At 42.0% G+C, this 14,335-nt stretch carries 13 protein-coding genes; 3 read left to right on the plus strand and 10 right to left on the minus strand.

Features of this window, described 5'->3' with window-relative positions; all coding sequences use genetic code 11:
• Positions 1 to 108 precede the first annotated feature (108 nt).
• The 4 genes from MST16_RS04930 to ahcY all read right to left on the minus strand — a co-directional run bounded on the left by MST16_RS04930 (position 109) and on the right by ahcY (position 6,365).
• Positions 109 to 2,985, minus strand: a complete 2,877-nt coding sequence (locus tag MST16_RS04930; protein WP_180009997.1) for an EAL domain-containing protein — start codon at positions 2,983 to 2,985, stop codon at positions 109 to 111.
• Positions 2,986 to 3,168: 183 nt separating this feature from the next.
• Positions 3,169 to 3,882, minus strand: coding sequence for a 16S rRNA (uracil(1498)-N(3))-methyltransferase (locus tag MST16_RS04935; protein WP_180009996.1), 714 nt, complete (start codon positions 3,880 to 3,882; stop codon positions 3,169 to 3,171).
• Positions 3,883 to 3,914: 32 nt separating this feature from the next.
• On the minus strand, positions 3,915 to 4,751 hold the full coding sequence (metF, locus tag MST16_RS04940; RefSeq protein ID WP_168378282.1) for a methylenetetrahydrofolate reductase [NAD(P)H]: 837 nt from the start codon (positions 4,749 to 4,751) through the stop codon (positions 3,915 to 3,917).
• Positions 4,752 to 4,982: 231 nt separating this feature from the next.
• Positions 4,983 to 6,365 (minus strand): adenosylhomocysteinase, encoded by a 1,383-nt coding sequence (gene ahcY, locus MST16_RS04945; RefSeq protein ID WP_180009995.1) that lies wholly within the window; start codon positions 6,363 to 6,365, stop codon positions 4,983 to 4,985.
• 236 nt (positions 6,366 to 6,601) lie between these two features.
• Between ahcY and MST16_RS04950 the strand changes: the two genes are divergently transcribed.
• From MST16_RS04950 to MST16_RS04960, 3 genes are all read left to right on the plus strand, one after another.
• Entirely contained in the window at positions 6,602 to 6,904 is a 303-nt protein-coding gene (locus MST16_RS04950) for a hypothetical protein (protein WP_111883908.1), read from the plus strand.
• A 34-nt stretch (positions 6,905 to 6,938) separates the two neighbouring features.
• Positions 6,939 to 7,886 (plus strand): DUF4424 family protein, encoded by a 948-nt coding sequence (locus MST16_RS04955; RefSeq protein ID WP_180009994.1) that lies wholly within the window; start codon positions 6,939 to 6,941, stop codon positions 7,884 to 7,886.
• A gap of 65 nt (positions 7,887 to 7,951) precedes the next feature.
• Complete coding sequence (locus MST16_RS04960) at positions 7,952 to 8,476, plus strand: cysteine peptidase family C39 domain-containing protein (RefSeq protein WP_180009993.1); 525 nt, start codon at positions 7,952 to 7,954, stop codon at positions 8,474 to 8,476.
• Positions 8,477 to 8,540: 64 nt separating this feature from the next.
• On the opposite strand, the gene MST16_RS04965 is transcribed toward MST16_RS04960, so the two are convergent.
• The 6 genes from MST16_RS04965 to radA all read right to left on the minus strand — a co-directional run bounded on the left by MST16_RS04965 (position 8,541) and on the right by radA (position 14,307).
• Positions 8,541 to 9,053 (minus strand): tetratricopeptide repeat protein, encoded by a 513-nt coding sequence (locus MST16_RS04965; RefSeq protein WP_180008352.1) that lies wholly within the window; start codon positions 9,051 to 9,053, stop codon positions 8,541 to 8,543.
• 102 nt (positions 9,054 to 9,155) lie between these two features.
• Positions 9,156 to 9,494, minus strand: coding sequence for a DUF3325 domain-containing protein (locus MST16_RS04970; RefSeq protein WP_180009992.1), 339 nt, complete (start codon positions 9,492 to 9,494; stop codon positions 9,156 to 9,158).
• On the minus strand, positions 9,491 to 11,242 hold the full coding sequence (locus tag MST16_RS04975) for a PepSY domain-containing protein (RefSeq protein WP_180009991.1): 1,752 nt from the start codon (positions 11,240 to 11,242) through the stop codon (positions 9,491 to 9,493). The genes MST16_RS04970 and MST16_RS04975 overlap by 4 nt, the downstream gene beginning before the upstream one ends.
• 1 nt (position 11,243) lies before the next feature.
• A complete protein-coding gene (locus MST16_RS04980; protein WP_180003354.1) occupies positions 11,244 to 11,591 on the minus strand; it encodes a hypothetical protein in 348 nt (115 codons plus the stop codon).
• 202 nt (positions 11,592 to 11,793) lie between these two features.
• A complete protein-coding gene (locus tag MST16_RS04985; protein ID WP_180020733.1) occupies positions 11,794 to 12,795 on the minus strand; it encodes a Tim44 domain-containing protein in 1,002 nt (333 codons plus the stop codon).
• Positions 12,796 to 12,918: 123 nt separating this feature from the next.
• Entirely contained in the window at positions 12,919 to 14,307 is a 1,389-nt protein-coding gene (gene radA, locus MST16_RS04990; protein ID WP_180003350.1) for a DNA repair protein RadA, read from the minus strand.
• Between the last annotated feature and the right edge of the window lie 28 nt (positions 14,308 to 14,335).

Here is a 14,335-nt window from a genome sequence, read left to right on the forward strand (position 1 = left end):
TAAAGCTGAAATGCTTGCTTTATCCGCTTGAATATAACATTAGTTGCACAGTTGGGACAGTCGAAGTCGCGTCTTTTTCAGACAATCTTATAGCTCAGGCATAGTGACTTATATTAAGTATGTATAAGCAGGTGAAGAGATATTATTTTCTAGGAACACGGTTGCCTCTTCTTGTGGCAATGGCTTAGAGAAAAAATAGCCTTGAGCAATGTCACATTCTAAGTCTTGTAGGTACTGTAACTGTTGTTCAGTTTCAATCCCTTCAGCGACTACCGTCATGCCCATCGCTTTGCCCATGGCAATCATGGCACTGACGATGGCCAATTGTTTATTTTCACCAATTTTAGAGATAAAACTGCGGTCTATTTTTAAGATATCAATTGGGAAATCAGCTAAATAGGACAGTGATGAGTAGCCCGTACCAAAGTCATCAAGTGAAATATTGATTTTACGTTTTTTGATTTCATTCAACAGTTCACGTACTGAATCTAGATTTTCGACCAAAGAGGATTCAGTAATTTCCAGTTCCAGACTGGCACCATCAATTTGATTGGCATCTATCGCTTCATCTAAATCATTTAATAATTGTCCACGGCGCAGTTGCTGTGCAACAATATTGACGGATACACAAATATTTTGATAACCCAAATTATTCCAAAAGCGAATTTGCTGCGCGGTTTTTTGCAGGACAAAACGCCCGATATCCGAAATTAAACTGGTTTGTTCTGCTAAAGGAATAAATAAGCCCGGCGGTATTAAGCCTTTTTCAGGATGATTCCAACGTACTAAGGCTTCAAAACCATAAATATTTTTATCACGGAAATTGATCTTCGGTTGGTAATACACCACCAACTCATTATTTTGAATGGCTTTACGCAAGTCTCGTTCCAAGAAGATCCCTTGCTCTAATAATGCGGTATTTTCATTGGAATAATAACGTGTGGTATTGCCACCCAAATTTTTTGCTTCGCTCAGCGCTTGTTCTGCACAATTATTTAGATAATCTAGCTGACGGCCATGCTCAGGGTAGAACGCGACGCCCATCGATAAAGTGATGACATGATCTTGACCAAAAATATTAAATGGAATGCTAAAGGCTTTATTGATGCGTTCACAATGCTCTTGCACAGAAGGGCGGATGTGTGAAATTTCATACACTATCGCAAAATCATCGCCATTTAAGTGTGCGACAAACAGAGCTTCGGTATTGGTTAGACGTAAACGCTGTGCGACTTGGCGTAACAGTTCGTCACCACCATTGTTGCTGAGATATTCATTTAATGGACGGAAACGGTCGATGTTTAAACGAATAACGGCCAACTGTTTAATCGAATCTTGCTGCGAAACTAAATATTGGTGCAGTTGATAGTTGTAATAAAAACGGTTAGGTAAATCTGTTAAGGTGTCATAGTTTTCTAAATAAGATAAACGTTGTTCTTGCAATTTACGTTCGGTTAAGTCTGAAACAATCCCGATATAATGGGTGACGCGGTTTTGATCATCGGTAATGGCATTAATATGCATCCACAGCGTCAGTTCTTTACCTGAAAGAAATTTTTCGTGCAATTCACCATCATATTCACCAATTTTCAGCACTTGTTTAATGATCGAGTAGTGCATACTGCGTTGAATTGATTTGTAATTCGCTGTGATATCAAAAAGATGTTTGCCAATAATTTGGTCGTAGTTAAATCCGGTTAATTGTTCGTAAAACGGATTGACTTCGATATAGCACAGCTCTTCATTTAAAATGAAAATCCCTTCAGCAGCTTGTTCGAGTACACTGGCTGCAAGTTTTAAACGTTCCTGAGATGTCCGTTCTTGATGGATATCACGTCGAATACCGACCATGCGCAATGGCTTGCGGTTATCTGGATCGCGTTGAATGACTCGCCCTATATCATGTACCCAACTCCATTTTCCTTGACTGTTTTGAATCCGATAGGTGGCCTCATAACGGTCTTTAAATCCACGTAGATGTTGAATCATCGCTGATTTAAAATGTGGGATATCATCAGGATGGATCACATGTTGTAACTGTTGCTGATGCTCTTTCGAATGTCTAAGGGTTTTTTCTTGCTTATAGTTGGTGACAACGATTTTACGGTCTTTGATGTTCCAATCCCAAGGACGTAAACCGGCGATTTCATGCGCAAGGACTAAATTGGCTTGTTGGTTTTCTAAATCCTTGTTCATTTGCTCAATGTCGAAGGTCCGCTCTTTAACTTTCTGTTCAAGGATTTGGTTACCCAGTTGTAGCTGTAATTCGATGTCTCGTGATTTGTTGACTTCATCTTGGAGCTGCTGACACAGTTCATCAGTCCATTTGACTTGTTGCTTGGCACTATCGACCAGTAGGTTATTTTTAGCATGTAAAGTCGATACACGACGATGAATGCGATATGACGTCATGGCGCACATTAGAATCACAATGAGCCCAAAATTAATACTCAGGCTAAATAAGTGATTTGAACCATCTAAGAAAAAGAACTGTGCAATCAGATAGGGCACGATAGACGGGATAAAGGCTAAACAGAAATAATTAAGTTTTTGCGTCAAATAGGTCAAACCAAAGGTTTGCGTCACGATCAAGAGTAGGGCAGAGAGTGTCAGGGCTTGAATTGGTTCAAAGCTTTGATTGGTCGCAGGTAAATAATAAAAAATTAAAAAAATACCGCTCGCAATCAGTGTGCCGACAGAAAAACACTGAAATTGTAGCCAACGATGCGCAATCATCAGTGAATATTGTTCAGGTTTAAAATAAACGGTGCTGATCAGCCAGCATAAACTGACAAAAACTTCGGTAAAAATAAACCAAATATTGAAATACAAAGATGGTGATTTATAAAAAATTTGATATATCGAAAAAATATATAAGCAAATAATCAGGATACTGACTAAAAAATAGCGGCTATGGCGAATCGTGTTCGCAATTTGAGCAGTATGATTGTACTGCTTGATATATTCATCTTGTTTATACGTCATGAATATAAAAACCCTGCCTTAACCAAATTTAGATCGTTGTATTTGTATTGTTCCTGAGAGTATTTGTTTATTCTTAGTAACAAATCATTTGTTTTTATTGACTCTAGGGTAATTGCGTTACAAATAAAAAGCAATATCAAGGATGCCATCATTGATGCTTTCAGATGAACTATCGAGTAAAAATTAAATAAATTTATAATTTAAAATTGAAAGTGCAACTACAGGTGCAGTTTCTGTGCGAAGGACACGTTCACCGATACACCAGTTCACAAAACCTTTCTCATTTGCGGCGCTGATCTCGGCTTCGCTCAAGCCACCTTCAGGGCCAATCAGTAAGGCAAAGTACGGGTCAGCATCTGCTAATACATCAACTTCATCTTTATTGGGTGCGAGTACCAACTTGGTTGTCGGCAGATTACTCTCCAACCATTTTTCAAGGGAAAGTGGCGCAAGTACTTTAGGGACAATGTTGAGACCACACTGTTCGCAAGCTGCAATAGCAATGCCTTGCCAATGGTCGAGTTTCTTTTGATCACGATCGTACTTCAAACGCATTTCACAACGTTCTGAAGTGAGTAGTTGAATTTCAGAAACACCGAGTTCCACCGCTTTTTGAATCGCATAATCCATGCGGTCGCCTTTGCTCATCACTTGACCCAAGAGCGCTGTAAAATGTGGTGTGCGATTGCTTGGATTGAATTGCAAAACTTGGACGGCAGCTGACTTTTTAGCGACTTCAACCAATTCAACATGGTATTCGCCACCTTGCCCATTGAACAAAGTGGCTGTTTCGCCTACTTGAGCACGTAAAACTTTTACCCAGTGATGAAACACTGTTTCCGTTAATTCAACAGTCGTATCAACAGTTAAATCAGCTTCAATATAAAAACGTGGCATTAAAGTTTTACTCTCAAAAAGGTCGAAATGTCTTATGCAAGACCGAGGTCTTTCACAAGTTGACGTGTAGGGTCAGTGGTGTTCATGGTGTAGAAGTGCAGGCTTGGCGCACCACCAGCAATCAGGCGTTCGCAAAGTTTCACAATCACTTCATGACCAAAGGCTTTGATTGACGCTGTGTCGTCGCCATAAGTCGCAAGCTGTTTGCGAATCCAGCGAGGAATTTCTGCACCTGTACCATCAGCAAAACGAATTAAATTGCTTGCATTGGTAATCGGCATAATGCCTGGAGCGACAGGAATGTTCACGCCTTCTTTTTGAATGCGCTCTACAAAGTAGAAATAGGCATCTGGATTAAAGAAGAACTGGGTGAGTGCTGCATTAGCGCCAGCATTGGCTTTGTCGCAGAAACGTTTGATGTCGAGATCAAAGCTGTCTGCTTGCGGGTGCATTTCTGGGTATGCTGCAACTTCAATTTTGAAATGATCACCAGTATGTTCACGGATGAAACGCACAAGATCTGTTGCATAAGGCAATTCGCCTAAGCCCACCTGACCAGAGGGCAAGTCACCGCGCAGCGCAACAATACGGTCAATGCCTTGTGACTTATACAAATCCAGCAATTCGGCAATACGTTCTTTGCTGTCACCAATACAAGACAGGTGAGGGGCAACAGGTGTGCCTTTACCGTTGAAGTCGTTCAATGTAGACAAAGTACGTTCACGGGTAGAACCGCCTGCACCGTATGTTACAGAGAAAAATTCAGGATTTAATAATTGTAGTTCTTGGTGTACAACTTTAAGTTTTTCCGCGCCCGCATCAGTTTTGGTCGGGAAGAACTCAAAGGAAATAGGAATCTGTTTTGACATGTTCAAATCCTTTTTTTATAAATACTTTTATTTAAAAAAATCCCCTCATCCTAACCTTCTCCCTGAGCCATATATGGCGCAAGAGAAGGGACTTCCATTATGAAAGTAATAGTTATTTGGAGTTAACAACAAATTTGCTTTCACAATGAAGAGTTCCCTCTCTTGCGCTGAGCTTCAAAGCAGTGCTTGAAGCACGCTCAGGAGAGGGTTAGGGAGAGGTATTTATAAAACTTAGTATTTATAAGCCTCAGCTTTGAACGGGCCTTCAACTTGAACACCGAGGTAATCCGCTTGTTCTTGAGTCAAAGTCGTTAATACGCCGCCGAAACCAGCAACCATTGCAGCAGCAACTTCTTCGTCTAATTTCTTAGGAATAAGTTCTACGCGGATTGCAGCTTGTTTTTGATCTTCAGGAAGATCAGCAAATTTTTCAGCGAACAAGTGCATTTGCCCCAACACTTGGTTAGCAAAAGAACCATCCATAATACGTGAAGGGTGACCTGTTGCATTACCAAGGTTCACTAAGCGGCCTTCTGAAAGAAGAATAAGGTAATCATTTTCATTTTCTGAACGATACACTTGGTGAACTTGTGGCTTAACTTCAACCCACTTATAACCACGTAAGTAATTTGTGTCGATTTCAGTATCGAAATGACCGATGTTACAAACTACAGCGCCAGCTTTTAATGAATCAAGCATTGCAGCGTCACATACGTGGTAGTTACCAGTTGTTGTTACGATCAAGTCAGTATTTTGAAGAAGGTCAAGGTTGATGTCTTCTTTCTTACCCGTTTGAATGCCATTTTTATACGGAGCAACAACTTCGAAACCGTCCATGCATGCTTGCATTGCACAGATAGGGTCAACTTCAGTTACACGTACAATCATGCCTTCTTGACGAAGTGATTGAGCAGAACCTTTACCTACGTCGCCATAACCGATCACAAGCGCACGGCGGCCAGATAAAAGCATATCTGTACCACGTTTGATGGCATCATTTAGAGAGTGACGGCAACCGTATTTGTTGTCGTTTTTAGACTTAGTTACAGAGTCGTTTACGTTGATTGCAGGAACTTTTAAAGTACCGTCGCGGTGCATTTCGTAAAGACGTTGAACACCTGTAGTGGTTTCTTCAGTAATACCGTGGATTTTAGCAATTACTTCTGGGTATTTTTCGTGAACAAGTGCAGTTAAGTCACCGCCATCGTCCAGAATCATGTTGGCATCCCAAGGTGTGCCGTTTACATTGATTTGCTGTTCAAGACACCACATGTATTCTTCTTCAGTTTCGCCTTTCCAAGCAAATACTGGAATACCCGCAGCAGCGATTGCAGCAGCAGCGTGGTCTTGAGTAGAGAAGATGTTGCACGAAGTCCAGCGAACTTCTGCGCCCAATTCAACTAGAGTTTCAATTAAAACTGCAGTTTGAATGGTCATGTGGATACAGCCTAGGATTTTCGCGCCAGCAAGCGGTTTAGCCGCTGCATAGCGTTTACGAAGGCCAATAAGCGCTGGCATTTCTGCTTCAGCAAGTTTGATTTCTTTACGGCCGTAGTCAGCTAGTGAAATATTGGCAACTTTGTAATCTGTAAATGAAGCATTAACCGCGTTCATCACGATCTCCTTAATAAAAACAATTGATCATTCAGTTCGCGGATGCCGTTGTTGATTGGAACGAGTGTCCAACCGAATCGTCGAGCCTAGCGATCTTATATTTAGTGCCTATAAGAAAGTCGCAGCATCCCTCGACTAGGGCAGTATTGTACTTGGAAATAGAGTGAGTTCCAATCAAAAATTGGTTAATATGTAGATGAATAATCTGATAATAAAAAGATAATAACGTACATATCATGAATATATTAAAATTTAATATTTTCCTAGTTTTACTCGTATCTTCACAAGCTGTCTCAGCAAGGCGAGGCGACTTTTCACCACAAGATATTTTTTTTCTGCCTTTAATTTTGATTGGGGTTTTATCCTTATTTAAATTTTCAGGCTTTATTGAAAATTATACGAAAGGCTTAAATTTAACCCTTAGAGTAGTCATAAAAGCAGTGAGTTTTATTATTTTGATTGGCATCATTGCCCTTATAATTATCGGGATAGGGCTAATTTCTGAGTATATTCCTGAAAAATGGTCGATGATATTCTAGTGCAATTTTAAATATAAAAAATTGGAAGCTAATAATGAAAAAATTAACTGCATTCATATGCTTGTGTTTTTCAGCACTAACATATGCCAACGATTCAACAGGCTACGTGGCAACAGGCGGTGTGCAATACCTGAAAAATAAAGATATTCAAATGTTCAGTGAAGACCTGTTTATTAGTAAAAAAATTATTAAGGTTGATTACCAGTTTAAAAATTTAAGCAATAAAGATGTCACTGAAACGGTCTTATTTCCGTTGCCAAAAGTAGAAAACTTCTTTGAATCTGATTTTGCCAATACAGAAAAGCTGCTCAAAAGTTTTAAAGTTCAAGTGAATGGAAAAACGATTCAGCCTGAAATGCACGTGCGCACTTTTATTCAAAAAAATGCGAAAACAGCCCCGATTGATATGACGGAGAGTTTTAAGCAATGCGGGTTTACGGAAAAAAACATGCTGAATCCGTGGAGCAGGCAAGATGTTGAATATGAAACTTTCGAAACAAAACTCAGACGCTGTAAAAATGTAGCGCTGCAAAAAGTATTGCCCAAAGATCCGAATGAAACCATTTCATGGTCGTCTCAGGTGATTTACAGTTGGAAGCAAACGTTTAAAGCCAATGCGCTCACACGTGTACAGCATCAATATGCACCGCTGGTGGGTGGGTCTGTGGCTTTATATCCTGATGAATATAATAAAAGTTATTGTATGGATCAAAACTTTAAGGCAGGACTCAGAAAGGCTAAATCACAGCATGCACCATTTCAAGCGCTGGGCTATATCTTAAAAACTGGTGCCAATTGGGCAAAGCCTATTCAAGATTTTAAACTGACTATCGAGCGTGATGCAGGAGAGTTGGTTTCTTTTTGCTGGGCAGGTAAAGTGAAGAAAATCAGCGCTACGCAGTTTCAAATGGTTGAAAAGAATTTTGTGCCCAAACAAGATTTGGACATTATTTTTGTGCATGTGAAATCAGGTCTGGATTAAAACTTGCAGGCAAAACTGCTGCGATTTGTTTATCATCGTCCATAAGCAATTTTGAGTTTTGATATATGTCGATGGAAATACCTGATGAGTTGGCAAATTTAGAAGCCAATGGCGGCATTTATGCAGTGTGGATGTTGCTGCAGCACTTAGGTATAGATGCAGACATTCAGCAGCTCATCGAAGTTTGCGCTTATGAAGCTGGCCATGGCACAACAACTATTGGTTTAGCCGTAGGGCTAAAAAAGTTTGGCTTTCAAGTAAAGTTTTACACAGAGCATGATCCTGAACTGCAGGACAGTGAAAAACGCAGCTATGCAGAAGCAGACCAATTGGAACTGCTTGTATTACCTGCAATTGGCTATGCACAAATCCAGCAGGCTTTTGAACAAAATCAGTTTGTGATTGTCTATTACGACACCCTAGAAGGCGTGGGGAATCATTCCTTGGTGTATGACATTGATGAGACAGAGATCAGTTTCTTTGACAGCTTTGATGCCATGCCAGCAGACGTATTTGAACAGCAGCGTGGTGCGGAAGGCATTTGCCGACAAGTCATTATTGTGGATGTAAATGATTATGTGGCGAGCTGAGCCATATTGTTGAATGAAAAAAGCCCATCATGAGATGGGCTTTATTTTTTAGAAAATAATTGGATTATTGCTCAGCCATATTGGCTTTTTCATTCCAAAAATCTGCTTTTTCTTCATCGGCGTCGATGCCTAATCCATTGGCATAAATAAAAGCCAAATCACGCATGGCCTGAACTTCACCTAATTTTGCAGATTGTTCAACCAGTTCAATGGATTTAGCGACATCTTTTTCCACCACATCGCCGCGACGGTAAAAATTGGCCAATTCTAAAATAGCAGCAGGATGGTCATGCTTCGCCGCTTGTTCTAACCAGCGGTGCGCATGTTCAAAATAGGTTTTAGATTCTTCCGGATCTTCTTCGAGCATATCTTTGGCATAGACTGCATAGCCTTCACCCAGCCAATACATTGCTTCTACATGACCTAACTGAGCTGCTTTGAGTGCCCATTCTTCTGCAAGTTCAACATGCTCATCATTTTCACTTTGCATATAAATTTCAGCCAGTTCAAATTGAGCATCTTTATTGCCTGCCATGGCACGGTTATATAAAGCAGGAGAGATCGAAAGTTCAGACATGTGTAATCCAAAAGAGCAGAATAGGCATAGCCTAATCGGTTGGCATGAAAAAAGCCAATCCGAAGATTGGCTTTCAATGTTTAGAGAAGCTTGTCTAATGAATTAAAATTTCAATAACACAGCTGACAATACAAATACGACAACCAATGCACCAATAATTTTCCAAAAATATTCAGCGATATAACTAATACATAGCCCGACAAATAAAGCCGCAATAGTCAGCGCGCCAAACCAATAACTGATGTTATTGCTCGGCGTGCCAAGAGAGAGGCAAATTATCAAGGCGATGATCAATAGCGCCCAGCCGACTAGCGTGGCTAACCGTGTTTGGCCCACACTTAACTCTTTGCTGTAAAACTGCTTTTGATGTTTAGACATGCTGCTTGCCAAGGCAAAAAAACCTAAGCTACTCAGTGCCCAAATCAGGAGAAAGAACATCATGCTTCAACCTCCTTTGTGCCACGTGCTTTTTTAACAGGCAGTCCTTTATGCTTTTTCACTTTGTAAAATGAATAGGCAAACAAGATAGCCAAAAGCCACATTGCAAGATCAAAGGATGCAATCATCCATTGGCCATTTACCATGGTATTCCAAAGCGGTTGACCACCAGTCATGAAGTTTACAATCGGCAGTAAGGCAAAAATTGCTGTGGCAAAAGCTAAAAGTTCTAGCCACGCTTGACGGTGCGTACGGAAAATCGCATAAACGAGCGTCAGTAGCCAAACAATAAAGAAACTACGAATTTCTAATTCCGAACGGTTTTCAAGCTGTGCGGGAATAAAACGGTTGGCATAGAAAAATGCTGCGCAGGCAATGGGTAAACCAATAATCGCTGCAATATTGGTCACTTCAACCGTGCGGTAGCCAAATGATTTAAAGCCTTGTTTTTGCTGTTGCGGCGCACGTTTTACACACCACAGAATGAGACCTGTAGCGACCATCAGGGTGCCTACAATCCCTGAAATAAACAGCAGCCAACGTAGTGCTAAATCTACACCGCGTGCTTCATGCAGCGTAGTCACTACATTGTAAATACCCATCGGTACAGAAGGGTGCTTTAACTTGGCACTTTCGTCAGTTAAGTCTTTGCCTGTTACGCCATCAAATTGTTTGCTTGCATAGACATTACGATATGCGACACTTTCACCATGTAAGGCACGTAGCTCAATTTTAGCTTGGTCTGTATTCGGTGCAATGATGCTAACGGTGCTAATAGGATTAGTTTTCCATTCAGCCTGAACCGCAGTCACGATTGGCGCTAAGTTGGTCAACGGCGCAGCAACGTTAGGTTGCTCTTCACGTTTAGAGCGACGATCTCCTCGACCTTCACCACGGCTCTCAGCACGATTTTCGCCTTGGTTTTGTGCAGAATTGGCACGGGCTTGCTGTGGGCGTTCGCCACGTTCTTCGCGTCCTTGGGCAGATTCACGTCCTTCAGGTTTATTTTCTTGAACTAGGGCACGATTTTGTTCTTGTAAAAATTGTCCCCGGTTTTCATAAATACGCTCAATCCCCCAAGGCATGATTGTAAATAACAGCAGCAACAGGCCACTAAAGGTGATCATGATGTGGAAGGGAAGCGCAAATACTGCGGTTGCATTATGTGCATCGAGCCAAGAACGTTGTCCTTTACCTGAACGGAAGGTAAAGAAATCTTTAAAGATTTTTTTATGAGTAATCACACCACTAATGATGGCAACTAACATCAACAGTGTCGCTATCCCGACAAACCATCGCGTCCACATACGTGGCATACCATAAAGTTCGAAATGGAAACGATAGAGAAAATTACCACCACGCGTATCGCGCGGCTCAAGCACTTCACCTGTAGCACTATCAATGTAGATTTGTTTACCACCACGGCGTGCGCGAGGGTCTTCACCTTGTTCACGAACGGTAATTAATGTGGCATTTTGACGCGTATTTGGCAGCAAAATATTCCAAGCACCTGCATTCGGATGATTTTGCTGTAAATAATTCAGTGCGACTTCAGTTTGTTGGACTTGTGAACTGGCTGGAACAGATTGATGCAGCTCAGGTGTCATCCAAACATTGATTTCATTTTTAAAGAAGCTCAGGGTTCCGGTCAGGAAAATAGCATACAGCAACCAACCTAAGATTAGGCTAGCCCATGTATGCAGCCAAGACATGGACTGGCGAGGCCCCTCTACTTTTGCATCAACACGCATTTTAGCTTCCCATCATCATGTAAATGGCATACAAACACACCGCAGGGATCACAATGCCTAAAGTTGCTTTGAGGGTTTTATTCACCATAAAGACCCAAATAAATGCACAGCTCCACAGGATAAATGAAATTAAAGTTGCACTCATGGCTGCACTTCCACGGTCTTCGCTAAATACATCTGCGATTACGATGGCAGATAGCATCGCTACAACATATCCGCCCACTAAAGCGAGGGCAAAGCGATAGAAAATCATCAATCGATAGGTCAATAGAGAGGGGGTGTCTTTACGCGTTTTAGGCAGCGCAGATGTGAGGGGTGTCACGAGTGCCTCAGGTGGTGAGCTATTCATAAAATACTTAAGCGCTTGGGAATTGTATTAAAGTTAATCTAAATGATAACAATTATTATTAATAATTAGAATAATGTATTCACAAAATTATTGATTTTTCAGCATGCTGAGTAGAAATGGATTTAAAAAGAGGGGAATTAAAGGCGAAAAAATAGCGACCGAAGTCGCTATTTTAGAATGCAAGAATGCTTATGTGTCTACATTATTGCTCTTGTTGAATGCCTGCAACTAACCAGTCTTGATCAGAACCCGCAGGTTTAACAAAATGCCATACTTCAGCAAAAGGCTGTGGCAGGCTATTTAAGTCTTCACTTACAGTACCTGTAAAACGCACACTTACAACGTATTGACCATTTTCGTTAGCAGAATCGACCACCATAGCATTTAAGTTAGAAAACTCAGCAACGTCTTCATCTTTATTCGCCATAATGTCGTTATACATAGACTGGTAAAGATCAGGCGTTAAGTAACGCTGAATTTCAGAAATGTTGCTTGCCGTATTCATCGATTGAATGTGGTTAAAACGCTGACGTGCAACACGTAAAAATGTTGCTGGCTCTGTACCATCAGGCAATTGATTGCCGCTGTTGGTATAGGCAGCACCAAAAGGCGCGTTCGTTGCTGCAGCTGCACCAAATGGAGCATTTGAAGCTGCTGAATTACCGCCTACAGAATTACCAAAAATATTCGTATTGTCATTGCCTGCACGAGGTGCAGCATTTTGTTGGCCAAACGGTGCATTGTTTGCACCGCTGTTTGGCGCATACGGATTGTTAGTGGCTAGTTTTTTTTTTGCGCCCATCTTACGGAAAATGAAGAAGGCAACAGCAGCGGCAAGTAAAATCCAGATCCAGCCTGGAATACCACCTTTCTCTTCCTGTTGTTGTGCTTGCGCTTCAGAAGCTGCTTGACCGTTATTGTCATCGGCCATCGCATTTGCAGCGACTGCACCAATAGCAGCACCAGCCACACCAGCAGCAACCATTCCGCCCACATTCGAGCCAGATTTTGCTGGAGCGCCAGCAGTTGCAGGCTGTTGAACAGGAGCAGATTGACGAGGTTGCTGATAAGACTGAGTTGGAGCAGCTTGACGGCTCATACCATGGCTTTTACCACCACCGGCACGTTTCGCTTCTGCAATCGGCGCTACCAAAAGGGCTGCTGTTAAAAGAGCAGTCATCAAACCACGCTGTCGAACTTCCATCAAATTTTCCTATATCTATATAAAGTTAAAATAGCCATCTAGTTATGCCGCCATTTGTATTGAATTTCAATAGAACATCGGTAAAAAATTGAAAATTCATTCAAAATAAACTAATCAACGTGACTAAGACTCATCGGTCAGCGTAATTGCCTGACTCAACGCCTCATGTAAACGTGCGACAGAAATAATCTCTACACCTGAAATGGGTTTTTGCGGTGCATTACCACGAGGTAAAATAATGGTTTTAAAACCATGCTTAATGGCTTCTTTGAGTCGTTCCTGTCCATTGGGTACAGGACGGATTTCGCCTGAAAGTCCGACTTCGCCAAATACCGCCAAATGCTGTGGCAGGGCTTTAGCTCTTAAGCTAGAGGCACAGGCTAAAAGTACCGCAAGGTCAGAACCGGTTTCCGTGATTTTTAAGCCACCGACGACATTGACATAGACATCTTGTCCTGCGGTTTGTACGCCACCATGACGGTGCATAACGGCTAAAAGCATGTTTAAACGGTTTTGTTCTAAACCTAAGGCCACGCGCCGAGGTTGTCCGTGCGCATCATCTACCAAAGCCTGAACTTCAACCAAAAGTGGGCGTGTACCTTCACGGCTAATCATGACAATGGAACCCGGAATGGCTTCATCATAACGACTAAGGAAAATAGCGGATGGGTTTGATACTTCACGCAGACCTTTATCAGTCATGCCAAATACCCCAAGCTCGTTGACCGCACCAAAACGGTTTTTCACCGCACGAATCATACGGAAGCGAGAGTCAGACTGACCTTCAAAATACAAAACACAATCGACCATGTGCTCAAGCACGCGAGGGCCGGCCAAAGAACCTTCTTTTGTTACGTGACCGACAATAAACAGTGCAGTGCCACTATTTTTGGCAAAGCGGGTCAGGAGTGCAGCCGATTCACGAATTTGGGAAACACCGCCCGGCGCAGACTGGAGTGTTTCGGTGTATAGGGTTTGGATCGAATCTAAAATGGCCACGGCAGGGCGTTCATGTGCCAATACTTCGCAAATACGCTCGACACAGGTTTCTGCCATGACTTTAAGTTGATCGGTCGGCAAATCTAGGCGCTGGGCACGTAGCGCCACCTGAGACAAAGATTCCTCACCTGTGACATATAAGGCAGAACTTTTACTCGCCGCCATATAGGTTGCGGTTTGTAGCAAAATAGTGGATTTACCAATGCCGGGGTCACCACCAATCAGCACAACTGAACCTGTGACCAGTCCACCACCGAGTACACGGTCAAATTCACCAATACCTGTTGCCATTCGGGTTTCATGCGAAACAGAAACTTGATTTAAGGTGGTCACAGCAGCGGCTTGACCTGCATAGCCACCGCCCATTTTAGGCTGTGCACGGTGTGTAACGGCGGGTGCAATATTGACTTCGACTAATGAATTCCATTCACCACATTCGGTACATTGACCGGCCCATTTGGGATGATCAGCACCACATTGTTCACATCGATAGACACTTTTTGCTTTCGCCATAATATTTACTGTGCACAAACTCAAATTG

Origin of the sequence: Acinetobacter sp. YH16040_T, assembly GCF_024605785.1 — a bacterium.
In the GTDB taxonomy this organism is placed as follows: Bacteria; Pseudomonadota; Gammaproteobacteria; order Pseudomonadales; family Moraxellaceae; genus Acinetobacter; species Acinetobacter amyesii.